The 26355-nt window shown below is 32.2% G+C and carries 20 protein-coding genes and 2 pseudogenes; 21 read left to right on the top strand and 1 reads right to left on the bottom strand.

What is annotated here, in order from left to right:
* The first annotated feature begins 202 nt into the window (after positions 1-202).
* Both JCM14822_RS10215 and JCM14822_RS10210 read left to right on the top strand, forming a co-directional pair.
* Positions 203-1558 (top strand): CCA tRNA nucleotidyltransferase, encoded by a 1356-nt coding sequence (locus JCM14822_RS10215; protein ID WP_054742092.1) that lies wholly within the window; start codon positions 203-205, stop codon positions 1556-1558.
* 14 nt (positions 1559-1572) lie between these two features.
* On the top strand, positions 1573-1809 hold the full coding sequence (locus JCM14822_RS10210; protein ID WP_157047716.1) for a hypothetical protein: 237 nt from the start codon (positions 1573-1575) through the stop codon (positions 1807-1809).
* 220 nt (positions 1810-2029) lie between these two features.
* Here JCM14822_RS10210 and JCM14822_RS10205 read toward each other — a convergent pair whose 3' ends face one another.
* Positions 2030-3034, bottom strand: coding sequence for a DUF4340 domain-containing protein (locus tag JCM14822_RS10205; RefSeq protein ID WP_054742088.1), 1005 nt, complete (start codon positions 3032-3034; stop codon positions 2030-2032).
* A gap of 238 nt (positions 3035-3272) precedes the next feature.
* On the opposite strand from JCM14822_RS10205, the gene JCM14822_RS10200 reads away from it, so the two are divergent.
* The 19 genes and pseudogenes from JCM14822_RS10200 to JCM14822_RS10105 all read left to right on the top strand — a co-directional run bounded on the left by JCM14822_RS10200 (position 3273) and on the right by JCM14822_RS10105 (position 26003).
* Positions 3273-4265: a CotS family spore coat protein gene (locus tag JCM14822_RS10200; protein WP_054742086.1), complete on the top strand. Its 993-nt coding sequence runs from the start codon at positions 3273-3275 to the stop codon at positions 4263-4265.
* A 129-nt stretch (positions 4266-4394) separates the two neighbouring features.
* Positions 4395-5783 carry a PEGA domain-containing protein gene (locus tag JCM14822_RS10195; protein WP_054742084.1) on the top strand — a complete coding sequence of 463 codons (1389 nt, stop codon included), beginning with the start codon at positions 4395-4397 and terminating at the stop codon, positions 5781-5783.
* A gap of 130 nt (positions 5784-5913) precedes the next feature.
* Positions 5914-6896: pseudogene (yabG, locus tag JCM14822_RS24995) on the top strand (sporulation peptidase YabG).
* 119 nt (positions 6897-7015) lie between these two features.
* Positions 7016-8587 carry a DUF3794 and LysM peptidoglycan-binding domain-containing protein gene (locus JCM14822_RS10180; RefSeq protein WP_054742078.1) on the top strand — a complete coding sequence of 524 codons (1572 nt, stop codon included), beginning with the start codon at positions 7016-7018 and terminating at the stop codon, positions 8585-8587.
* 166 nt (positions 8588-8753) lie between these two features.
* Positions 8754-9344 carry a hypothetical protein gene (locus JCM14822_RS10175; RefSeq protein ID WP_054742076.1) on the top strand — a complete coding sequence of 197 codons (591 nt, stop codon included), beginning with the start codon at positions 8754-8756 and terminating at the stop codon, positions 9342-9344.
* A gap of 217 nt (positions 9345-9561) precedes the next feature.
* Positions 9562-10494: a 4-(cytidine 5'-diphospho)-2-C-methyl-D-erythritol kinase gene (gene ispE, locus JCM14822_RS10170; protein WP_054742074.1), complete on the top strand. Its 933-nt coding sequence runs from the start codon at positions 9562-9564 to the stop codon at positions 10492-10494.
* Positions 10488-11168, top strand: coding sequence for a GntR family transcriptional regulator (locus JCM14822_RS10165; RefSeq protein WP_054742072.1), 681 nt, complete (start codon positions 10488-10490; stop codon positions 11166-11168). Before ispE ends, JCM14822_RS10165 begins: the two co-directional genes overlap by 7 nt.
* A 494-nt stretch (positions 11169-11662) precedes the next feature.
* Positions 11663-13405, top strand: coding sequence for a phospho-sugar mutase (locus JCM14822_RS10160; protein ID WP_054742070.1), 1743 nt, complete (start codon positions 11663-11665; stop codon positions 13403-13405).
* Positions 13406-13622: 217 nt separating this feature from the next.
* Positions 13623-14576 (top strand): type I phosphomannose isomerase catalytic subunit, encoded by a 954-nt coding sequence (locus tag JCM14822_RS10155; RefSeq protein WP_054742068.1) that lies wholly within the window; start codon positions 13623-13625, stop codon positions 14574-14576.
* 103 nt (positions 14577-14679) lie between these two features.
* Positions 14680-14907, top strand: a complete 228-nt coding sequence (locus JCM14822_RS10150; RefSeq protein WP_054742066.1) for a hypothetical protein — start codon at positions 14680-14682, stop codon at positions 14905-14907.
* Between the two features lie 314 nt (positions 14908-15221).
* Positions 15222-15706: pseudogene (locus JCM14822_RS20265) on the top strand (glycosyltransferase); the annotation flags it as partial.
* Positions 15707-15778: 72 nt separating this feature from the next.
* Positions 15779-16411 carry a glycosyltransferase gene (locus tag JCM14822_RS10140; protein ID WP_408606196.1) on the top strand — a complete coding sequence of 211 codons (633 nt, stop codon included), beginning with the start codon at positions 15779-15781 and terminating at the stop codon, positions 16409-16411.
* Between the two features lie 321 nt (positions 16412-16732).
* Complete coding sequence (locus JCM14822_RS10135; protein ID WP_054742063.1) at positions 16733-18277, top strand: sodium/proline symporter; 1545 nt, start codon at positions 16733-16735, stop codon at positions 18275-18277.
* A gap of 560 nt (positions 18278-18837) precedes the next feature.
* Positions 18838-19869: an ABC transporter substrate-binding protein gene (locus JCM14822_RS10130; protein WP_054742062.1), complete on the top strand. Its 1032-nt coding sequence runs from the start codon at positions 18838-18840 to the stop codon at positions 19867-19869.
* A 31-nt stretch (positions 19870-19900) separates the two neighbouring features.
* Entirely contained in the window at positions 19901-20812 is a 912-nt protein-coding gene (locus JCM14822_RS10125) for an ABC transporter permease (RefSeq protein ID WP_054742061.1), read from the top strand.
* A gap of 1 nt (position 20813) precedes the next feature.
* Positions 20814-21608, top strand: a complete 795-nt coding sequence (locus JCM14822_RS10120) for an ABC transporter ATP-binding protein (protein WP_054742059.1) — start codon at positions 20814-20816, stop codon at positions 21606-21608.
* Between the two features lie 273 nt (positions 21609-21881).
* Positions 21882-23684, top strand: coding sequence for a beta-propeller domain-containing protein (locus JCM14822_RS10115; RefSeq protein WP_054742057.1), 1803 nt, complete (start codon positions 21882-21884; stop codon positions 23682-23684).
* Between the two features lie 367 nt (positions 23685-24051).
* Positions 24052-24531, top strand: a complete 480-nt coding sequence (rlmH, locus tag JCM14822_RS10110) for a 23S rRNA (pseudouridine(1915)-N(3))-methyltransferase RlmH (protein WP_054742055.1) — start codon at positions 24052-24054, stop codon at positions 24529-24531.
* A gap of 119 nt (positions 24532-24650) precedes the next feature.
* Entirely contained in the window at positions 24651-26003 is a 1353-nt protein-coding gene (locus tag JCM14822_RS10105; RefSeq protein WP_054742053.1) for a [Fe-Fe] hydrogenase large subunit C-terminal domain-containing protein, read from the top strand.
* The last annotated feature ends 352 nt before the right edge of the window (positions 26004-26355 follow it).

Below are 26355 nucleotides of genomic sequence, written 5' to 3'. Positions count from 1 at the left end.
TTAAAATACTAGAACTAAGAAAGAGTGCCACTAAATTATAATTTGTGGCACTCTTTCTTTGTAAGGAAAATAAAACCCATGAAAAAGTCCTTTATGATATAATTAAGCATATAAAGGTCAATACTTAGTTTAAATGATTAAGCATTGAGATTTAAAATAGTATGAGACATTTGAGTATAGATATAAAAATAAGGAGAAAGAGATGTACAAAGAATACAATAATAAAATCCCACAGGATGCTTTAGAGATTATTCGCTGTATCGAAGATGCTGGATATGAAGCGTATATCGTTGGGGGCTGTGTAAGAGATTTATTAATGCAAAGAGAGCCTAATGACTGGGATATTACAACGTCAGCAAAACCTGAGGAGATTAAAAAAGTTTTTAAGAGAACATATGATACAGGGATTAAACATGGTACAGTTACAGTTATTTTAAATAAAGAACATTTCGAAGTAACAACTTACCGTATCGAAAGTGATTACAAAGATTTTAGACATCCTGAAAATGTAAGTTTTGTAGAGGATATTGCATTAGATTTATCAAGACGTGACTTCACAATGAATGCCATTGCATATCACCCAGAAAGAGGATTCGTAGATCCATATGAAGGAATGAAAGATATTCAGAGAGGATGTATTCGCTCAGTAAGAAATGCTGTAGAACGTTTTACAGAAGATGCCCTTAGAATATTACGTGCTGTAAGATTTGCAGCTCAATTAGGTTTTGAAATAGAAGATGAAACAATAGAGGGTATTTGTGAATGTAGAGATTTACTGAGACATATTAGCAAGGAACGTATTCGTGATGAATTTCTTAAAATTTGTATTTCACCTAGACCAGAATACATTAATAAGCTTCATGAATTAGACCTTTTAGAATACATTATTCCGGAATTTATCCCAACTTATGAAGTACCACAAAATAACCCACATCACATTTACAATGTGGCGCAACATACAATCGTGGCAATGCAAAATTCAATGTCAGATGTAATATTACGTTTAACATTACTTTTACATGATATTGGTAAGGTTTCAACGAGAACAACTGATGCTAAAGGTATTGATCATTTCTTCAATCACCCAGTTAAATCAGCGGAGATTGCAAAACATGTATTAAGAGATCTTAAAATGGATAATAACTCAATTAAATCAATTAGTTTATTAATCTTATTCCATGATTATTATATCAAACATCAAATGGATAAAGTGTTAGTGAAAAACATTCTAACACAAATTGGACCAGAGTTATTTGATTTATTACTTTTAGTTCAAGAAAGTGATGTAAAAGCACAAAATCTAGAGATGTTAACACCTAAGTTAGAAGGCATTAAACTTCAACGTAAGATTAAAGATGAGATTATTATAAACAATGAACCATATAATAAGGCAATGCTTGCTATTACGGGACAAGATCTCATTGAATCAGGCATTCCAAGAGGAAAGGCCATTGGTGATTTATTAGATAAAGTACTAGAAAAGGTTATCAAAAATCCTGAAGAAAATGAACGTGAACTTTTAATTAAATATTGTCATACTGAATACGCTAAAATGTAATATAGTAGGATTTTATGGGGAAGAGGAAATCTAAAGTGACAATGAATAAAAAGCAGATTTTAATAAGTTTGTATAGTGTAGGTATTTTAGGCATAGCGATTATTTTAATTAGAATGCTTATTTGTGGCATGAATACGGTCATGAATCCAGATGCAATGTTGCCATTTACATATGGTGACCAAGCAAATTTCTTCTTGAGTATACTTGCTGTACCTATATGTATTGTAAGCTTTTTATTATTTAAACAGTAAAAGGGAAAGTAAGATTCTTATTATTTATTCCATGTATAGTCATAGGATATTGGTTTATAGAATTAGTTGTGCTTGTGGTTATAATGTTTGTACAAGGTATTATACAGGTAGCACAGTTAAAATAAGACATAAAAATAAGCTCTCTTTTATAGTAGACAGTAATAAAGACTGTTTATCATAAGGAGAGCTTATTTTATTATTAAAATTCTCATCTAGTGACCTAATTATTAATAGCTGAAGTAGTTGTTTCCTGTGAGCTATTATTAACCTTTTCTACATTTGTTATTTGAGCTGTAGGGGTTACTTTAAGCTGAGATAAATCAAAATATGTAATACCAAAGATGCTATTTGAATCATCACGTTTGATATAACATATATTTTCATCTTTTATTACATTGCCCATGGTTAAACTAGAAGTTGAACCATCATTAAGTGTGATAGTTATTTTAAGAGATGGTTTATTGAAACCATAAGCATCTAAAATAGCTGCATCAGGATTGTTTGTAATAAATTTTTGGATTTTGCTACTTGATAGATAGGAAATGAAGTTAGTAACAGTAGCGGTATTTAGATTTTGAGCTTTAAAGAACAGTTGAGTTTGAGGCTCTGTCCCTGCATACTCTGGTGTAATAATGTGGGTTTGACCACCTAAAGTAAGTTTAATTTTTTTGATAGTGTCCTCACTAAAGTTAAGTAAGTCCTTATTTCTCCAACTATTTACATCTGTTTTTAATGCTGTAAAAGCACTATGAGAGATTGTATAGACAGTGTCAGATAGGGGTGCATAAACATAATCTGTTAAAGAATTTATAGTATTACCTTTAACAAGAATATATTCATTACCTTCATTGTCATACATTGTAATAGAAGAAGAACGTTTATTAATACCATAAAGCTCTAGATTAGTTGGTGATGTTTCAATGACTTCCTCAAATAGAGGTTCTTTGAAAGCTGAAATCACGTTGTAGATATAAAGGGCATCACCTTGAGCTTGAATAGGTTCTGAAATGAACCATTTGTCATTTTTGCGATCAGCTGTTAACTGCTGACCAGAATGTTTGTAAACAACTTTGGTAATATCAGCTGCTGATTTTGACCAAAGTATAGGTGTCATATTCGTTGTATCAGCGAAAGCAGTACTGTCTTGTCTTTGTTGATAAAAAATGAGACAGACGAAAGATACAACAAATACGAGGATAGGAATAAGCCAACCTTTTCGTTTCATTACCCATACCTTCTTACTTTTAAAATATTAATACATAACAAGTGTAATTATATCACACAAGTCATAATATGAAACCCTATAAAATATGTTTATATAGCAAATATTATATGTAAAAAAATGGTAGACTATATTTTTTATTAAAGTAGATATTTTTTAGCCTATATACACATATAAATAAGAAGACGAGAATTAACTTAATGTTATTAAAATAAAAAGTGCGGGATGGGGGGAGAACGTTGTGCGACCAGTAAATAGGGAGTTGTTAGCACAGTACGACATTAGTGTGAAGAAATTACAATATATACGCAGTAACTACTATTTAGACACAAATCGTGGGAAATTTATGCTTAGAAAGGTAGACTTGCCTAGAGAGCAGATATTATTTGATTACGAGGTCGACACCCATCTGAAAGATAATGGATTTGAGGAAATCAATGCTATCTTCACTACTAAGAAGAAAAGTCCTTTTGCAATGGCCAATGGTCAGTGTTACATTATGCAGGAACATGTAAACTGTGATGAAACGGATTTCAAAGACTTGAAGGACCTTAGAGAGACGATATTAGTGTTAGCCCGTTTCCATAAAGCTTGCAGAAGGGTAGAGAGTAAAACGAGAGATGTAAATACGGTAAGAATTAAAAATATTTATGAGTATTATTGCAAACGTATGAGCGAAAATGCAAAGCTTAAGAAAAACATGTTATCACTTAAGCAAAAATCAAATTTTGAAATTATGTTTTTGGATAGCGTTGAGGAGTATCGTAAATTAGAAGAAATGGCACTAGAGATCATTAATTATGAGGTGGTAGAAAAGCTCATTGAAGAAGTTAAGGCAAAACGGTTAATTGCACATAAAGATTACACGTATCATACAGTTAATAAGACAGACATGGACACATACATAATTAGCCAAATTGATTTATGTGGTTATGACATTCAGATTTTAGATTTAGCTCATATTTTAGCGAAGATTATGCAAAAGAATGATTGGGACAATAAGATATTATATGATTTAATTGATGCATATAATAGTATTAGAACATTATCGGAAAATGAATTTAGGTTGCTTAAGTTTATGATGATTTATCCTGAAAAATATAATAGTATTTGTTACAAGTACATTAGTTCAAAGAGACGTTGGAATTACAGTATGTTTGAACAAAAATGGGAAAATATGCTTGTCTATAAGGATAAGCAATTGACAACAGCTAGGTTAATAAGTACATGGTAAAGGTTGAGGTGTTGCAAGTAAGATTAGCAACACCTTATTTGCATATTTAGATTTATTGACTTTTGAATGGAAGTGGTTAAAATTAAGGTAAATAAGAAGAATATTGAATGTGCTAAAAGGAGGGCTAGAGTGAAGAGGAATAATAAGAGTTTTGTAATAAGTATGATGGCTTCAGCTGTAGTGGGATTCATCATTTTAATGATGGCTATGTTTATGGGAATTAAGCATTATATGGGGCATGATATAAAAGATACAATTCAAGAAAGCTGCTTAAAAAAAGAAGAAACCTTAGAAAATGTGGAATATACCACAACGATACTTGCAGTAGTTACTGATATAACGGAAACTGGCATTAGTGCAATGGATATAGAAAACTCAGTAGAATTTGTGAAAACTATTGATCGTACAACTAAGTTTGCGGATGCTTATGGTAGGACAATTCCTGTTTCTTCTATTCAAAAAGGAGATATTGTAGAAGTTGTTTATGAAGAAAATAAAGAATGTATCCTTTCAATTAGTAAATCTAATAAGGCTTGGATTAAAGAAAAGGTGAATGGTCTTAAGGTAAGTAAAGAAGCACAAAAAGTAAAATTATTTGATAGAGCCTATACATATGATAAAAACATTGTCATATTAAATGCAAAAGGAGAAGATGTTAAAATAGAAGACATTAGTGCTTATGATATTGTAACTGTAAAAGGGATTGATAATAAAATCCTTAGCATTTATGTTGAAAGGTTATCAGGAAGTATTAAAGTTATAAATATTCCAGATCATAATGGACGATTAGAATTAGATATTAATAAGATGATTCCTTTAAGCGAATTAACAATGCCTATTGAAGTAACAGCTGGTAAACATAAGATAGTTGTTAGTATTAAAGGTTACAATGATATGATTGAAGAAGTGGAGATTGCACCAGGAGAAGTTTATGAGCTTTCATTAAATAGTGTGGATAGAGCATATACTAATGTAAATATAGTTATGGCTAATTCAGATGTAGAAGATTATACAATAAATATAAACAATAAAACTTACACTAAAGATGAGAAAATATCATTACCACAAGACATTTATACATTTAAAATTACAGCTAAAGACTATAAACCTTGGTCAAAACAAGTGGTGCTAAATAAACCTAATCAAACGATTAAAGTCGTTCTGAAAAATGATAAACCTGAAGAAGAGGAAAATAAAGAAGATACTACTTCAAACGACTCGACTGATCAGAATAATGGAACAAATAGTAATACTTCTTCCACATCAAAAGGAGAAGCTAATAATACAGCAGCAACAGGAGAGACAAGAACAATAGATATTTCTACAGATCCAGTAGGTGCAAAAGTATATATTAATGGTGTTAATAAAGGAACAACGCCATATAAAGCTACTTTAACATTAGGAAGCTATAGTATCCTATTAGAAAAAGAAGGATACGAAGTATACAGCACAAGTATTATCTTAGATGGCAGTGATGCTCAAACAGGATTCTTATATGTATTAACACAAAATGAGTAAAAAGCAGAAAGAAAGACTAAGCATGAATTAATATGTTTAGTCTTTCTTTTTTATTTTGCTTATTCTTAGAATAGGACGAGATTTTTTGTAATAAGTATAATAATAAAATACCTAAAAGAGGTGCAAATTTATGTTTAACATAGGAGATTATGTGGTTCGTCAATCATATAATAAAGACATTTTGTTTCGCATAACCTATATATCACCTAATCAAACGGCCAGACTCAAGGGGATTTCTTATCGTGTTATAGCTGATGCGCCAATAGGAGATTTAATCTTAGCAGATGGTATGCGATTTACTAATAAAGAAACGGATACTATGAATAAAATCCAACAAACAGTAGAAATGATTATTAAACAAAGAACAGATGAAACAAAAGGTAAGGAGAATACTTTAATGAAGACTGGTACAGTACTTCATATAGATGGGGATTCTTTCTACTTAAATTTATGTCTTAAATATTATGAAACATTAGGGTTAAATGTTGTAGGTGAACATGTACCAGAGGCAGAACAACCTAAAAAATAAAATATCTTATAGAAAAATATTCACCGGATATTTTAGTACTTACAGGACATGATTCTTTAAATAAGTCTTATAAATCGCTTCAGGATGTGAATGAGTATAAGAATTCTATTTATTTTATTGATGCTGTTAAGAAAGCAAGGAGTATTAAGCCGACTGTAGATTCATTAGTTATTTTTGCAGGGGCATGTCAATCTTGTTTTGAAGGGATTTTAGCAGCAGGGGCAGATTATGCGGCATCACCAGGAAGAGTTTTAATTCATGCTTTAGACCCTGTATTTATCGTAGAAAAGATTGCACATTGTCCATTCAATAAAGTGTTGCCTATAGAAGAAGCTATAGAAAATACTATTACTAAGTTTAATGGTCTAGGTGGTTATGAAACATTAGGTAAATGTAGGCGTGGGGGGCCTGTTATAGAGGTTAAATTAAAACAAGAAAAAGCTAAACCTTTAGATATAGAACAGATGACAGATGAAGAAATAGATAGAGAGTTAGCTAAACCATTATTTGAAGATAGTGAAGAAGAGTTTAAGGAAAAAATGAAGACTTACATGAAATGTATCAATATAGAATCTAAAGAATAGGCTTAGAAGGATAAAGTTTTAGCATAAAGTACCAAAGATAAGAATATATATGTAAATAGAGATAGTTAGTCCAAATTCGTTTGGGCTGTAGATAAATTTCTAGGAGGGGGAAGAAAGGTATGGCAGTGGAACTTGTAAGAAAGCCTGTTACATTAGAAAGCATGACTAGAAAAGAAAGCGTACAAGTAATAAAAGAACGTGATATTATCGTGCCAGATGGTAAACCAGATATGCAAAATGTTGTGCAGTTAGACAGCTCAGTAGTAATGGATCAAATAGATGTAAGTCAAGATAAGGTTATGTATAGAGGAAAGATTAATGTGAACATATTATATACAGCACCTAATAATCCTAGTTGCATTTATACAATGAAGAGTTCAATACCTATTGATGATTTTATGATTATGGAGGGCGTTGATAAAGAACAACGCATAGACTTCAAATATGATATTGAATATACTAGTTATAATATTTTAAATGAACGTAAAGTTAATGTTAAAGCTATTATGCAAAATGAAGTATATGCTACAAGCAGCGATGAAATATTATTCTTAACAAGTGTTCAGACGGATGCACCTATCCAAACAAGAGAGCAGGCAGTTGAAATTGTTAGCTTGGCTGTTGAAAAAGAAGATAAGGTTATCGTTAAAGAAGATTTAACAGTAGCTCAAAATAAACCAAGTATTGGAGAAATCATTAAATCATCAGTTCAAATTCAAGAAGAACAAATTAAACGTACGGAAAGCGAAATTAAATATAATGGTATTATTGAAGTCACAACAATGTACAAAGCAAATAATGATGAAACGAATATTCAGATTATTAATCATAGAGTACCATTTGAAGGTGCTATTGAGAATCTGAAAAATGAAGAAGAAGTTTACTGGGATTGTAGACTTAGTGTAGAATCCGATTATATGCAGATTACTCCTGACTATGATGGTGAAGATCGTGTTATTGAATCAGAGTTTGTAGTAACAGCTAAATATGCTAAGTATAATCGTTCAGAGGAAACATTAGTTTCTGATATATACTGCCCAGGTAAAAAGGTAGCAGCTAGTGAAAGAATGGTAGAATATATGACACTCTTTAATAGAAGTGAACTTTCAATTCCTAAGAAAGATTCTGTTTCTATTGAAGAAATCCAAACAGAAAATTTAGAAGTATTTAGTGTAGAAATTAAACCAACAGTAGAAGAGAAAGTTATATCAGATGACAAGCTGACAATTCGTGGTATGTTAGAACTTCGTGCAACATGTCTTGTAAATAATGAAATAAATAGTATTGAAACAGTAGTAAATGTGGTGCCATTTAGTCAAGAAATAGACATTAGAAACATCTCTGATAAAGTATTAGTTATTCCTAATGTCACAGTTAAAGATACAAAGCTCTATGCACAAACTAAGAAAGAGCTTGTACTTGATTACTTATTAGACTGCACAGCAGAAGTTTATTCTAAGGAAGAAATCAAAGTTTTAGATGAAGTAACATTAGAGGATATGACGGCTGAGGAATTAGATAGATATCCAAGTATGACAATTTATCAAGTTCGAAAAGGTGATAGCCTTTGGGGAATTGCAAAACGTTTCAATACCACAGTTAAAGAAATTCAAGATATCAATGATATCGAAGTTTCAGAAAATCTCAAAGAAGGTCAGAAAATAATAATCCTTAAAAAGGTTAAGTTTTAAGGTTATTATAAATGCTTTAAATAAGGTGATGTTACGCAGTTTATATTGTGTAGCATCATTTTATTTTTAGATACAGTTAACAGAATATAAAAATTATCAATATATGATATAAGAAAAGAGGCATAGGAGAAAAGATTATAAGGAAGGGGAGAGAATAAATGCATGAGTGAATAAATTAAGAGTAGACGAAATTAAAACGAAAATAAGACAGGGAAACCTAGAGAATTTAAACGCTAATCAGAAAAGAATATATAACCAATATAAAGATAAAAGAGAATACATGAGCCAAATCATGCAAACGCCATATATAGCAGCAGACTATCCGGATAAAAAATTAAAGATGTTATCATGCGAAAAATATGAGTATAGAAAGGTGCTAAAAGGAAAAAGTAAAATAGCAACTATAAAGAATATGGTAGAAGCAATTGCAACCATAGGTGTACCAAAATCAAATGATATAGACAAAAATACCATAAAAATCTCCCCTTTTCAAATAAAAATGGTAGGACAAGTGAATAGTGATAAAACTAATATAGAATTGATGTATAATTTTGCAAAAGACGGGTATGGTTATGTTATAGGTTTAAAAGAAGGTGAAAAAACTTATACAATGAGAAATGAATGGGGTGAACATATTGAGAAATTAGACAAGGAAGGAGAGGCAGACGTAAAAAAGTATTCTAAAGTATATGATAATGCAAAAGAGTATTCTAGTGCAAATGACAAAAAATATAAGGGCAATTGTATAGAACTATAGGAATAAAATGGAGATGATGTTGAATAAAATATATACATACTATTTTTGTTTTATTTTATTCGTAATTAAAGTTGAAAAAAAATGTATATTAGATAAGGGTGGTATATTTTAACTTATTTGTGGATATTGTATACAGGGAATACATTCTCATTGACTTTGTATTTTATAAGAGTTTATAATAATATCAAATAAGTCAATTAGGTTAAGGGAGCGAACTATGAACTCAATTATACTCAAAGGGAGAGCGAAAATAAATTTAACATTAGATGTAGTTGGTAAAAGAGAAAATGGATATCATGATTTACAAATGATTATGCAGAGTATAAATTTATACGATACTATTCAAATTCGTAAAACAAGAACAGAAGGTGTTCGCTTAACAGCAAATTATTCATGGTTACCAACTAATGAAAAAAATATTGCATATAGAGCAGCAGAGTTATTTTTTGAGGAATCGGGTATTCGTGGTGGCGTAGCAATTGAAATTACTAAAAGAATACCAGTAGCAGCTGGTCTTGCAGGAGGAAGTACAGATGCAGCAGCTACATTAGTAGGGCTTAACCGATTATATGAAACATATTATTCAAAACAAAAACTGATGGAAATGGGACTAAAATTAGGAGCAGATGTACCATTCTGCATTTTGAGAGGGACAATGTTAGCTGAAGGGATAGGTGAAGAACTTACAAATTTACCATCGATTCCATATACACATGTGGTGATTGTTAAACCACCAGTAAGTGTATCAACAGCATTAGTATATAAAACCTTAAATATAAATACAATTAAAAAGCACCCAAATACAGAAACGGTTATGCAAGCATTACATCAAGGAGATGTACAACAAATCGCACAAAATATGGCTAATGTATTAGAAGAAGTAACTATTCCAATGCATCCAATTATTGATGAGATTAAACAAGGGCTCATGGCACAAGGTGCAATAGGTGCAATGATGAGCGGTAGTGGTTCAGCAGTATTTGGGTTATTCAATACAAAAGAAGCCGCACAAAGAGCTGCTAAACACTTTAAAGTAAAGTGCGGGATGAGAGAAGTATATGCAACTACCACTTACTCAAAACTCGAACGTAAGAAAAAACGTGGAAGAAGAAAAGGGGATACCCCAAAGAGAGGTGTAAAAGAATGCTAGAAGATATGTACAACATGAAAATAAATGAGTATTTACCATTACGTGATATTGTATTTCAAACATTAAGAAATGCAATCATTACTGGAGAACTTCAACCAGGAGAACGTTTAATGGAAACGCAATTAGGCGAGAAGCTTGGTGTAAGTCGTACACCAATCAGAGAAGCTATCCGTAAATTAGAATTAGAAGGACTTGTAGTAATGGTACCTAGAAAAGGTGCACAAGTGGCTCAATTTACAGAGAAGGACATTCAAGATGTGTTAGAAGTTCGTGGTGCTTTAGAAGCATTAGCGGCTAAAATTGCATGTAAACGTATGGATGATCGTATATTCTTAAAGTTACAACTTGCAATTGCAGAATATAGTTATGCAGCTAAAAACAAAGACTTGGAAATGATGATTGAAAAAGACGTAGAATTCCATGAAATCATCGTTAACGCAACACAAAATGATAAACTTATTCAGATTTTCAATAATTTAAGAGAGCAAGTAAATCGTTATCGTATTACTTACTTAAAAAATACAGAAGACGCAGAAGCTGTACAGGCAGAACACTTAGAAATTTTAGAAGCACTTAAAAACAAAGATGAAGATTTGGCAAGCAGTTTAGCTTCTAAACATATTCAAACACAATGTGCATCTATTACAGATTACGTAAGACACCAGTACAAGTAAACAAAATAAACAATAACTAAACAATTATTGAGGGGATGTCCCTTATACTAGCTGATTTAGGTAAATTGTGAGGATGTTCTCATTAAGTTACTACATAGGCAGCAGAGTATAAGGAATATCCCTTTAATAAATTTAGCATTAGCCCACATAGTGATTCTTTACATAAAAAGTTTTAGTTGCATATATTGGAGGTTTGTTAAAATTGTCACTAAAAAATATTAGGAAATGAATAAAATATAGTTTGATAAGCTTAATACTATAAGAGAATAAGTTGAAAGACATACAGAAATTGGATAAAGAGGCGTAAGGATAAGACAAATGTATGTGCTAAATTGAATAAAAGGATTATTCTTTTTTATATTCTGAAAAAAATTCATACAATTAAATAAAATAGGAAATATTTATAAATATATATTTTTGTCTAGTAGCATTCTAGAAAAATTAATGATAAAATATAGGCAATAAAAATAAATAAGCTGTAGGAGGAAGTATAGATGGATTACAAAGCAAGTTATCAACAATGGTTAGAAAGTGATATGATTGATGAAGCAGTCAAGGCCGAATTATCGGACATTACAGATGAAAAAGAAATTGAAGATCGTTTTTATAAAAACTTAGAATTTGGAACAGGTGGGCTTAGAGGTAAAATTGCTGCTGGAACAAATCGTATGAATATCTATACTATTGGTAAAGCAACTCAAGGACTTGCACAATATTTAGTAACAACATTTGATGCACCAAGTGTAGCAATCGCATATGATTCTAGAAATAAATCAGATGTATTTGCAAGCGAAGCAGCAAGAGTTCTTGCAGCAAACGGTGTAAAAGTATATTTATATGAAAGCTTACGTCCAACTCCAATGTTATCATTTGCAGTAAGACATTTAGGAACACAAGCTGGTATCGTAATTACAGCATCACATAATCCAAAAGAATATAATGGTTACAAGGTATATGGCAGTGATGGTGGTCAATTAACAGACAACGCTGCAAACATGGTATTAGGATATATTAATGAAACAGATATCTTTGGTGGTATCAAAACTATGAGCTTAGCAGAAGCTGAAAAACAAGGACTACTTGTATACATTGGTTCAGATGTAGACAATGCATACTATGAAAAAGTTGAAGGACTTGTTATTAATAAAGAACTTGTAAAAGAAAAAGCATCTGAACTTAACATCATTTATACACCAATTCACGGTAGTGGAAATATCCCAGTTCGTACAATGCTTAAAAGATTAGGATATACAAATGTACATGTTGTAAAAGAACAAGAATTACCAGACGGTAACTTCCCAACAACATCATATCCAAATCCAGAAAATGCACAAGTATTCGAAATCGCTATCGATATGGCTAAGGAAATTAGCCCAGACTTAATCTTCGGTACAGACCCAGACTGTGACCGTATTGGTGTAATCGTTAAAGAAGATAGTGGAGAATACAAAGTATTAACAGGAAATCAAGTTGGTGTACTTTTATCAGAGTACATGCTTAATGCTAGAAAAATCGGTGGCATCTTAAGTCCAAAAGATACACTTATTAAAACAATCGTTACAACAGAGATGGTTGCAAGAGTAGCAGAAGCTTATGACGCTCAATTAATGAATGTATTAACAGGATTCAAATATATCGGTGAAAAAATCGAAGAGTTCGAACAAACAGGTTCTAACACATTCGTACTTGGATTTGAAGAAAGTTATGGATACTTATCAGGTGGTTTCGTAAGAGACAAAGATGCTGTTATCGCATCAGTACTTATTGCTGAAATGGCACTTTACTACAAAACACAAGGTAAAAACTTAGCACAAGCACTTAATGACTTATTTGAAAGATACGGATTCTACAAAGAAGCACTTGTATCTATTCAAATGGAAGGTAAAGACGGCCAAGAAAAAATCGCTGAAATGATTACAGCACTTAGAAATAATCCACCAGTAGAAGTTGATGGTGTAGCAATCAATGTAGCAGAAGACTACAAATTATCTACAAGAAATGATAAAGTAGCAGGTACAACAGAAACAATTAACTTACCAAAATCAAACGTACTTAAATTTATCTTAGCTGACAATAGCTGGTTCGTAATCAGACCATCTGGTACAGAACCAAAAGTAAAAATCTATGCTTCAGTAGTAGGTGAAAATGCAGCAGATGCAGAAGCTAAAAGTGTAAAATTCGTTGATGCAATCAAAAAAAATTCTCAACGTATAAAATATAAATATATTTATATATAAGTAAGTTCCGCTGAGGGACTCCTATCAGAGGAGCCCCTCAGTTTTTTATACATAAATAATACTCAAATAAACACAATTAAATAACTCATATATAAGCTTGAAGTAAGACTGAAGGGGAACAGAGAAAATACTAGAAAGCACATAATAAGGACAAATGAATATTAACTAGATATGTAAAACCAGCATTTAACTCACGAATAATGTAGGAGGCATATAAATGTTAAAGATAAGTCCAGTATTTAAAGATTATATTTGGGGCGGTACAAAGCTCAAGACTTTATATGACAAAAAAAGTGATTTAGATATTGTGGCTGAAAGCTGGGAACTTTCAACACATAAAGATGGTCAATGTACTATCGCACAAGGGCCAGATGCAGGAAAAACATTAGCTGAGTATATCAAGGGAAAAGGGGGCAATATACTCGGTTATCATGCACAGCATAGTGATGAATTACCTATTTTAATTAAACTCATTGATGCTAGAGATAACCTATCTGTTCAGGTTCACCCAGATGAAGAATTTGCAGCAATCTATGAAGGCGATCATGGAAAAACAGAAATGTGGTATATCCTAGAAGCCGAAGAAGGGGCACAACTTGTTTATGGCTTCAGAAAAGATATGACTAGAGAAGAATTTGAAGAACGTATTCAAAACAATACACTAACAGAATCATTAAACTATGTAGATGTTAAAAAGGGCGATGTATTCTTCATCCAGCCAGGCACAATGCATGCCATTGGTAAAGGAATTCTTATTGAAGAAGTACAACAAAGTTCAAACGTCACTTATCGTGTTTATGACTATGGCAGAAAAGGAGCAGATGGGAAACCAAGGCAATTACATATCGACAAAGCAGTTCAAGTTACAAACTTAGAACAAGCAAGTCACGCAAAAGTTGAATATACTTTAGAACAAGAAGACGGCTACGCAAGAGGAATCCTTGCAAAATGTAAATACTTTATTGTAGAACGTCTCGATATTACAAAAGAAATTGCCATGTACTGCGACGAAAATTCATTCCACTCACTTCTCGTAACAGAAGGTAATCTCAAAGTATATTCCGATACAGAAACACTAGAAGCCAAAAAAGGTGATAGTATTTTTATCCCAGCTGGTTCAGGGAATTATAAAATTCAAGGAAAAGGACAAGTTATACTTTCAACAATCTAGGGGGAAAAATGAAAATAAATCCGAAATTTACTCAAATAATTATAGTAATAGCAATTATCCTAGGTAGCATCTTTTTTACGGCCGGTTCTCACAACTTATTACCATGAACAAAGCAGTCAAAGAAATTTCAGACATAAACAGTGAAACAAGCTTCAACTTAAAAGAAGAGACAAAAGTAAAAGTCACATACAGATACGTAGCAGAAGAAGGTAATTTTGATATCCTATTACAAAATCAAAACAAGAAAGCAGAAACCCTGATTACAACTCAAAACAAAGGTGAGCAAACCCTCAAAAAATTTATTTTATCCACAAGCTCAATCAACGTTTAAAAAGCCCAGTTAACCCTTGATTAGACAAGCCCGGAAGAAAATTTTATCTAACCTTCGACCAAAGGGAGGGTTAAGGAAAATTTTGTTCTGGCCTTTATCCACACGAAGTAAATAACCTAAAACCTCTATCTATCAACCCTACTAAAAAATAAATCGAAAGAAATGTATTGTTTTTTCTCACTTTTGGTTATATTTTATTAATAGGCATCAATAAAGATATATATAGACAAACACATCATCAAGCTATATGAATCTCATCTCTTACAATACAAAAATAGTAATATTGGAGTAGGAAAGTGGATAGGAGGAGAATAATGAAGATATTAATAACAACAGATGCGTTTTCACCAATGATCAATGGTGTTGTAACATCAACAATGAACTTATATGAGGAACTTACTAATCTGGGGCATGACGTAAGAATCCTTGCATTAGCCAATGATCATCATTCAAGAAGAGTAGGTAATGTATATTATATTCATTCTTTTGGGGTAAGGTTTTATCCGAATGCAAGAGCAACAGTGTATATCGTAATCGCTATATTGATGAGATTATGGAATGGCAGCCTGATATTATTCATACACAAACAGAGTTTTGTACGTTCTTTATTGCTAAGCGTATTGCAAGAAAGTTAAATATTCCAATAGTGCACACATATCATACAATGTATGAATACTATACAAACTACTTTATAAAAAATGAAGTAGTAGGACATAAGGCGGTTGTATTATTTTCAAAGGAAATTATCAAAAATGTAGAAGCGGTCATCGCACCGACTATTAAAACGAAAAATACATTAGAACAATATGGTATACAAACACCTATTGAAATTATTCCAACAGGTCTTAAGTTGGATAGATTCCAAGAAAAAATGTCCGATGAAGAACGGAGTAGACGTAGAAGAAAATTAGGGATAAGTGATCAAGATAAGGTACTCATTACAGTTGGAAGATTAGGTAGTGAGAAGAATATAGATGAAATACTTGCCAATCTAGTAGAAATTCTTAAGGAGCATAAAGATATCAAAATGCTTATTGTAGGTGATGGGCCTCATAGAGAAGCATTACAGGAAGAAGCAGAAAAATTACAAATAACAGACAATGTTATTTTCACAGGCATGGTTCCTATTGAGGAAGTGCATAACTATTATAAGTTGGGTGATATTTTTGTAAGTGCCTCTATCAGTGAGACACAAGGATTAACTTATATTGAAGCTTTAATCAGTGGATTGCCACTTTTATGCAGACAAGATGATTGTTTAAATGGGGTTTTAATAGATGGCGAAAATGGTTTCGCCTATAATTCTAAAGAAGAATGCTTAGCATACTTAAGAAAGCTTTTAAAGGATGGTGCATTATGTGCTAGATTAAGTGTAAATGCAGCTGAAGGAGCAGAGAAGTTTAGTGCTAAGGCATTTGGTGAGTCTGCGGCAGCTTTATATGAACGTGTTATAGAGAACTATAAGAAAGAAAATATTAGCATAGAAGATACTATGAGCATATAGATTTAAATGATTTTGTAAAAAGATTATTAATATTCGTAATTAGAAATAAAGCCAGCTTACAACTTTTTTATAAGAAGTGTAAGCTAAGGCTTTATTTTTTACACAGAAATCCTAAAATAGGCCAGTTGATATAAAAGGATAAGCAATTTGTATATTTAGTATTAAGAAACAAATAAAAAGCACTAATTGTTTAGAAAATTTTAATAAATAGATTGACAAGTAAAAAACTACAAATTATTATGAATGTAATAGGATACTGACACACTTTAAAGTGCTAAAGGGAGAACGAAATAATTAGCATAATAAAAAGGAGATGGGGAAATGAAAGAATTGTGTTTGGTGTTGTTTATAGGAATTATGATAGGTGTGGGGATTTATAGTAAAACAAGAGTTAAGAGTACCAATGACTTCTTCCTTGGCGGGAGAAATATGGGGGGATGGGTAAGCGCATTCGCATATGGTACATCTTATTTCTCAGCTGTTATTTTCATTGGTTATGCGGGAGCACAGGGATGGCAGTTTGGGGTACCTATTACTTGGATTGGAATAGGTAATGCAATTTTTGGCTGCTGGCTTGCTTGGAAGGTACTTGCAAAGCGTACACGTGAAATGACACATAAATTAGATGCAAAGACAATGCCAGAGTTCTTTGAAAAGAGATATCAAAGCAAAAATATGAAGCTTGTAGCAGCCCTCATTATGTTTATTTTCTTAGTACCTTATACAGCTTCTGTTTACAAAGGGCTAGGATATATTTTACAAAGCTCATTTAATATTAGCTTTAATGTGGCGATTTTCTTTATGGCATTACTTACAGCTGTTTATTTAATCTTAGGTGGTTATGTAGCTACAGCTATTAATGATTTAATTCAAGGTATTATTATGATTGTAGGATGTATTCTTATGGTATTTTACGTAGTGAATCATCCAAACGTTGGTGGTTTAAGTATGGGATTTCAAACTTTGCATGAACTTGATCCAGCTTTAACAAGTCCGTTTTCAGACGGAAACAAATTTTTACCTTTATTAGGGCTTATTCTAATGACAAGCTTTGGTGTATGGGGACTTCCTCAAATGATTCATAAGTACTATGCAATCAAAGATGAAGCGGCTATCAAAAAGGGAACAATTATCTCAACAATCTTTGCATTGATTATTGGAGGTTCAGCTTATTTCACTGGTTCACTAGGACGTTTATTCTTCTTAGAAGAAACAACAGATGCAGCGGGTATACTTCAAAAAGTAGCCGTTATGCCAGGCGCAACAATTGCAGCACCTAATGCTGGAACATCAGATATGATTATTCCACTTATGTTAGAAAGTGCGTTACCAGCAGCGCTTATGGGAATTATCATTGTGCTTATTTTATCAGCTTCAATGTCTACATTAGCTTCATTAGTACTCGTATCGAGTTCAACGATTTCTATAGACTTTATTAAAGGTTTCGTAGCACCTAAAATTTCAGATAAAGCTACAATGCGTACAATGCGCATATTCTGTGTATTATTCGTAGGGTTATCGTATATTATGGCGATTTTCCAATCTAGTACGATTGTAAACTTAATGTCACTATCTTGGGGCGTTATTTCAGGAATGTTCTTAGGGCCATATGTATTCGGTCTATACTGGAAGAAAACAACTAAGGTTGGTGCTTGGGTAGGTTTTATAGCAGGCGGTTTAACAGTTGTAGTTGGCACAGTATTTGCTAATATGGGACTTTTACCAATAGGTGTTACAGCGCCAGTTATCGCAAGTTTAGCAATGCTCGTTTCTTGTATCGCTGTACCAGTAGCAAGTTTATTAAGTAGTCAAATGAGTGAAGCACATATTATAGAAGTATTTGGTGAAGAAAAAGCAGTTAATTAATGGATGAAAATTAGCAATTAAAAAGCATAAAGTATAACATAAGATAAAAAATAAAAGAGTTAAAAATACGGTTTAAACGTTAGATTTAGTGGTTTTAATTAACGTAAAATTAAAAAATATTATAAAATTGTTTTGACAAATAGAATTAAAAAGAGTATACTAACGCTAACATAAATTTTAAACCGTTGATGAGGAAATAAAACTATTAGCGCGCTTACAGAGAGTTAGGGTTGGTGGGAGCCTAACAGAAAGCGGATTAGACAAATGGACCTCGGAGGGTTAAGTGAAAAAGTCTGTGATGGATTGAAGTGGGACCTAGTAGCTTATACCGCAAGACCAGCGTTATCATAGGTCGGAATGTGATGGCATTCTATGAAGAGATGAGCACGTTGTGCTAATCAAGGTGGTACCGCAGAGTATACGCATCTGTCCTTGGCTAATAAGGATGGGTGCTTTTTTATTTATAAGGTAGTCACATAGAATGTTAAATCAAAGAGTAAATACTTTAAGAATTTTAGTGAGAAAATAAAAAGAGGAAAGAGTATTAAGGAGGATTTAACATGAAAAAGAAAATGGCAATGATTTTAATAGCAAGTATGATGATGAGTTTAAGTGTAGGATGCGGCAATGGGCCACAAGGTGGAGAAGCTAGTGAGGAAAATAAAACAACAGAAACAGTAGCACCAGCAACAGAGACAATAGTATCAACAGGGACTAAGAAGGTTGGTATCATTCAATATGTAGAGCATCCAAGTTTAGATACAATTAGGGAAAGTACAATTAAAGCATTAGAAGAACAAGGATTTGTAGATGGAGAGAACATTACAATTGACTATCAAAATGCACAAGCTGATCAATCAAATCTTAATTCTATAGCAAGTAAATTTGTTGGGGAAAAAACAGATGTGGTTATTGCTATTGCCACACCATCAGCACAAGTTATGGCAGCAGCTACTTCTGATATTCCTATTATCTTCTCAGCTGTAACAGATCCATTAGGTGCTAAACTTGTAGATAGTTTAGAAAGTCCATCTGGTAATGTAACAGGAACTTCAGATGCTATTCCTGTAGATGAAACATTTGAACTTTGTAAAGCACTTACACCAGATGTTAAAACATTTGGTTTCTTATATTCAGCAGCTGAGGTCAATTCTGAATCAGTTATTAATGAAGCAAAAAAAATTGCAAAAGACTATGGTTTTGATTATAAAGAAAGTACAATTACTGCAACTACTGAATTACAACAAGCAGCAGAAATTTTAGCAAGCAAAGTGGATGCAATTTATGTACCTATTGACAATAACATTGCCTCAGCTATGCCAGTACTTTCAAGCGTTGGTAAAAGTGCAGGCATTCCAGTATATGTAGGGGCTGATTCTATGGTACAAGATGGCGGATATGCAACTGTAGGAATCAACTACGAAGATTTAGGACAAAAAACAGGCGAAATGGTAGCGGACGTTTTAAATGGTAAAGAGATTAGTGAAATACCAGTTGCTACATTAGATCATTTCTATAAAGTAATTAATAAAACAACAGCTAAAGCAATTGGGGCACCAGACAATGCAGAGGGCGCAACAATCGTAGAATAAATTAAACATCAAGGTTAAAGGAGAGGACAAAATGAATGCAACAATTGCAATGTCAGCTGTAGAATTAGGACTCTTATTTACGTTACTGACTTTGGGCTTATTTATTTCATATCGTATATTAGATATACCTGATTTAACAGTAGATGGAAGCTTTACTTTAGGAGCTGTAGTATCGGTTATTATTACAATGAAAGGAAGTCCTGAACTTGGCATTTTAGCAGCAGCAGGGGCAGGGACTTTAGCCGGAATGGTAACGGCTATATTACAAACAAAACTTAAAATACAACCTATTTTAGCAGGTATTTTAACAATGACGGGTTTATATTCTATTAATCTAATGATTATGGGAAAACCAAACTTATCTTTATTAGGAGAAGAAACAATTTTTACTAAGTTAAATGTAGCTTTAGGTGGGCAAAACGCAGAAATGGTTATAGGTGTTATAGGTGTAGTTGCAATATGTATTTTATTAGGCGTATTTTTACATACAAATGTTGGTCTTGCTATACGCGCAACAGGAGATAATGAAGATATGGTGCGATCTTCTTCTATAAATGTGGATCATATGAAAATTATTGGGCTTGCAATTGCTAATGCATTAGTTGCTTTATCTGGGGCACTTGTTGCACAAAAGCAAGCATCAGCAGATACAGGTATGGGAACAGGAATGGTTGTTATAGGGATTGCTTCACTTATTATAGGAGAAGTAATTGTAGATAGCGTTGTAAAACAACGTGGCATTAAAGCGAACATTGTAGCAGCTATAATTGGTTCAATTATTTACCGTTTAATTATTTCTTTAGCTTTAACATTTGAGATTACAGCTACAAGTATGAAATTAATTTCAGCTATTATTGTAGCCTTTGCAATTTCATATCCTGTGATTATTTCAGGAATTAAGGGTAAATTAAGACAACGTGCTAGAATGAAGGAGGAAATGTAATATGCTTAGAATTAGTCACTTAAAGAAAACATTTAATGCTGGCACGGTGAATGAGAAAGTTGCAATGAATGATATTAACTTCACTTTAAACCCAGGTGATTTCGTAACGATTATTGGGTCTAATGGTGCTGGTAAATCTACACTATTTAATTTGATTAGTGGTTATTTCTTATCAGATGAAGGCAAGATTTTATTAGATGGGCAAGACATTACCTTTATGCCAGAGTATAAAAGAGCAAAGTATATCGGCAGACTTTTTCAAGATCCACTTAAAGGCACAGCGCCATCTATGACTATAGAAGAAAACTTAGCTTTATCTTATTCTAGAAGTAAAAGTAGGTTTATAAGCTTAGGCATTAAAAAGAAGGATAAAGATTTATTTAGAGAACGTTTAGCACAGCTTGATTTAGGTTTAGAAGACCGTATGAAAACTAAGATGGGCTTGTTATCAGGTGGACAGCGTCAGGCTGTGACATTACTTATGAGTACATTAGTTGTACCTAAAGTTTTACTTTTAGATGAACATACAGCGGCTTTAGACCCTGCTACAGCAGACAAAGTACTTCGTATTACAAAAGAAATCGTGGCAGAGAAAAACATTACAACAATGATGATTACACATAATATTCAATCAGCATTAGATTTAGGAAATCGTACAATGATGATGGATAGCGGCAAAGTTATCTTAGATATTAAAGGTGAAGGAAGAAGTCAGTTACAAGTACAAGATTTACTAGATTTATTTAAGAAAGAAAGCAATAAAGCATTAGATAATGATAGAATCTTACTTTCATAAAAACAATAAATACTAAAGAAAATACATAAAGTTGGTTGAATGATTAAGAGATAATCGTTCAACCAACCTTTTTGTGTTATATAGCAAATTTAATAGACGAGCAAATGGGTAGATAATATTTTAAGTTTATACAAGATACTAGTAGAAATAATATTACAAGGAGATTAAAAGCACGCTACCATTGAATAACACTTCTTCTTACTGAAAATAGACATAGGTATAATAAGATGAGGGACAATAAATAGATTTTAGCTATATTAAGGGAGGGGAAAAATGGATAGGTTTAAGAGAATTATGATAGGAATACTGACAGTGATACTTAGTATTTCCACAGGTAGTATCAGTGTATGGTCTGCTGAGGCAGCTAGGCCTAAAGTTATAAATGATGTGAAGTTAGTCCAAAGCTATGAAGAAGTTATTAAAGTATTAGATGAAAAAAGCAAAATAGCTATAACGGGTGAATATTACTTAGAAAGTATGTCGCAGCGAGAATCACAGAATAGTTCACAAGAGGATTTGAAGCATAATCTATCAATTAAAGACGTAAGTCAAGGTAATGTAGTGAAAACAGATGAAAGATACATTTATTCTTGCATTGGGAGAAAAAGTGTAGTCATTGTTGATACAAAGGAGAAGATGAAAAAGGTTTCTACGATAAATTTAGAATCTGAAGAAAAGCAATATCTTATGAATGAACTCTTTTTGGATCACGATCATTTAACTATTGTATTAAAAGGCAGCGAAGGTGAAAAAAAGATTCAAGATGGAGTAAAAAATCTTTTTAAAAACTTTACTGTTATTAAAATCTATAACATTAAGGATAAACAAAATCCAACGCTGGAAAGGACAGTAAAAATAGAAGGCAACGCAAATAAGGTTACGAAGATAAAGAATCAAATAGTTGTAGTAAGCAATAGATTAATAGATTATGGTGCATATGAAGGTTTATCCGAAAAATACAAACAAAGAGCTGTAATCCCTAACTACAAAGACTCTGCTAATGGTAATCAGATGAATCTGGTACCTGCAAAGAGTATAAGATATGCTGACTGGTCAACCTGTGATTACTATACAATTTTAGCCAACTTTGATATTAGTAATAAAAAGCCAGTAAATTTTAATGTACTTTTAGGGAATGCAATAGGTTCATATATGAATCAAGATGGAATTTATTTAGTAAATGATATGTATGATAAGGATGGCGTTTATGAGAGTAATCATAATCTAAGCATTATTATAAAGTATGGCATTGAATTAGATAAAATAAATTATAAATGTGTTGGCATGATACCAGGTGAAACACTAGATTTAGATGTTTATAAGGGAAATCTAAGAGTAGCTACAACAAGTGTTGTAAAAAATACAGTAAATAGCAATCTATATATTTTAGATGATAAGCTTCAAGTATGCGGAAAGATAGAAGGCTTTGCAAAAGGTACAAAATTCCGAGGTACAAGATTTGATGGGGATAAAGGTTATATGATTCCGGCTAAAGAAACAGACTCAGTATGGGTGCTAGAACTTTCATATGCTAAAAATCCTAGAACCTTAGGAAAGTTCAAGCTTCCAGGCTTTAATCAATATGTACAGCCTATTGGAAAAGATTTAGTTGTAGGTGTAGAAAGAAATACATCTACTCAAGGCATTAAATTAACATTAGTTGATGTCAAGAATCCTAAATCACCAGTAGAGATTAATCATATTAATATAGGTACAAAGGGGAGCTATAGTGAAGCTTTAGACAATTATGCAGCATGTATGATAGATACAAATCGCCGTATATTAGCTATACCAGTTATATTGGAATATGCTAAACCTACATATATTGCAAAAAATCAGCAATCAATGAATTTCCAAGGGGCATATGTTTTTGATGTAGAATATGGTAAATTAACTGAGAAAGCAAAATTAGGGCAAATAGATGCTAAAACAAAGGCATACGTATCTAATTATCAATATACAGAATCAAGAATATGTTATATAGGTGATAATATGTACCATTTATATGCTAATCAAATCAATTGTTATGAGATGAGATCTTACAAATGTACAGATACAATTATTCTAGATAAATAAGTTTTCTTATATCTAAGTATTAATTGCATTTGAGCAGAAATCCACAGGCAAAAGTAAGTAACTAAAAGGGGTGTAGATAAGTTTATAGTTAAAACCCAAAAATGTGCATAACTTTTATAATTAAGAGTGTGGATAAAAATATGAAAAAAGAACAGGTGATATTTTTATGCAGAAACAAAAAGATGAAATAAGGGAAGAAATTCTAGCTGTAGATAAAACATGAAGAGATGGACTGTATATGGAACTCGTAATTGGATTATGTTTAGTATTATTAAGCAGGCTTAAAGTGGTTTATTGAGATTAATCAAATTTTATTTGGAAGTTTGTTATAATAAACATAAAAACAACTAATATATAGGAGTTACAAATGAAAATAGAATTAATATGCGTTGGTAAACTAAAAGAGAAATATTTAGTACAGGCAATAGATGAATATAGCAAACGTTTAAGCCGTTATTGTAAATTAAATATCATTGAACTTGCAGATGAAAAAACACCAGATAATGCATCAGAAAAAGAAGAGCTACAAATCAAAGAAAAAGAAGGAGAAAAAATCCTTTCAAAAATCAGCGACAGCGCTTATGTAGTAGCCTTAGACTTAGGCGGAAAAATGCTTTCATCAGAAGAACTTGCAGCCTTCATGGCAGACTGTGGTGTACGTGGAAATAGCCACATCGTCTTCGTTATCGGTGGATCACTTGGTTTATCAGACGCCGTGAGAGCAAGAGCAAATTATAAATTATGCTTCTCTAAAATGACATTCCCACATCAACTCTTTAGAGTCATGTTATTAGAGCAAGTGTATAGAGGGTTTAGAATTAATAATAATGAACCGTATCATAAATAAATGATAGAAAAGTAAGATATATTTGAATAGGAAGAGATAAAAAAAGATGATTAGTAAAATATTTTCTTCAAATTTGACTCATACTAAGCACTATACTGGTAAGTAGAGGAGTAATTATAATGAAGAAAGGGTATGAAGCTATATACAAGGAACTTGTAAAGTCTTATTATGAAGGAAATTTCGAAAAAACATTTGAGAGATTACTAAAGCAAGAATTTCAAAATCATGAAGAAGCTAAAGAAATTCTAGCTGTACTTTGTGGAGTGGAAGTAGATACTAATGTGGATGACCACACTTATGTACAATCAATCATTCAAGGTATTACTAATCAACATGTGAGAGAGAGAATAATACAAAAGGTTAAGAGTTGCACAGGAAACTGTGAGGAGGTGGATGGCAAAGGTAAATGTCAAACGACATGTCCTTTTGATGCTATTATTGAATCTGAGGATGGTAAAGATAAGTGGATTGATTCTAATCTATGTTTAAGTTGTGGGCGTTGCGTTGAGGCATGTGATGCAGGGAATTATATAGATAATAAACAGTTTATACCTGTGTTAGAATTGTTGAAGCAAGGACAAAAGGTAGTTGCTATAGTGGCTCCAGCTATTGCAGGACAGTTTGGAAAGTATGTTACATTAGATCAATTAAGAGAAGCATTTATTAAAGTAGGGTTTGCAGATATGATAGAAGTTGCTATAGCAGCAGATGTATTAAGTATTAAAGAAGCCTTAGAATTTGATGCTCATGTTCAGCATAAAGGCGATTTTATGATTACTTCATGTTGTTGCCCAATGTGGGTAGCTGCTCTCAAAAAAGTGTATGATAAATTAGTACCTAATGTCTCTCCATCTGTCTCTCCAATGGTAGCAATGGCAAGAATAATTAAAGCTATTAATAAGCAAGTTAAAGTTGTTTTTGTAGGACCATGTATTGCTAAAAAGGCAGAGGCAAAGGAACCTGATTTAAAAGGTGATGTAGATTACGTACTTACTTTTGAGGAAACTAAGATTATTTTTGAAGCATTAAATATTGATGTAACTCAGTGCAAAGGATTACCTTCAGTAGATTATGCATCTACAGGAGGCCGTTTATATGCAAGAACAGGTGGTGTTTCAGAAGCAGTCTGGGATATTGTTGATCAATTATTACCAGAAAAAAGAAAAGTATTTACAGCAATGCAAGTAGATGGTATGAAGGAGTGTAAAGCTTTACTTGAAGAATTAGAAGAAGGGAAAGTACGAGCTAGTTTTATTGAAGGAATGGGATGCAAAGGTGGTTGTGTAGGTGGACCTAGAGCTTTAATTCCAAGTAGTGAAGGACGAGAGGCTGTTAATGAAGTAGCGTATGATTCACCTATTAAAATACCAGTTCACAGTGAAATTTTATTAGGCTTATTAAAACAACTAGGTATCAGTGAGTATAAGGAGTTATTGCATAAATCTAGTATGTTTGAACGCAGTTTTAAATAAAGAGAAAATGAATATTAAATAAGATAGAGAGTATGCATACAAAAGGCTCTTTCTGAATTAGAAAATAAATATATGCTTCTGATTCAGAAAGGGTTTTTTAATGATATTTAAATAAAAAAATAAGTGTGAATATAATTGTTATAGGATAAATAATTTTAGAGAGGGTTATTCAGTACATATATAAGATGTTAAATAAAAATGGCAGAGTTATTATTGCTCATGGAGCAGGTAGGGAGATAATAAATGATTGTGATAGAAACATACCTGAGGATATTTCTTAAGAAGTATTCTCTAATTTTGTTTATAAACATATTAAATTGGTTAAAATATAATAAGTTATTATTGGTTATTG

The sequence above is a fragment of the Cellulosilyticum ruminicola JCM 14822 genome (assembly GCF_001311925.1).
GTDB lineage: Bacteria > Bacillota > Clostridia > Lachnospirales > Cellulosilyticaceae > Cellulosilyticum > Cellulosilyticum ruminicola.
The sequence above is the reverse complement of the archived record's forward strand: the minus strand, read 5'-3'. Positions and strand labels throughout refer to the sequence as shown.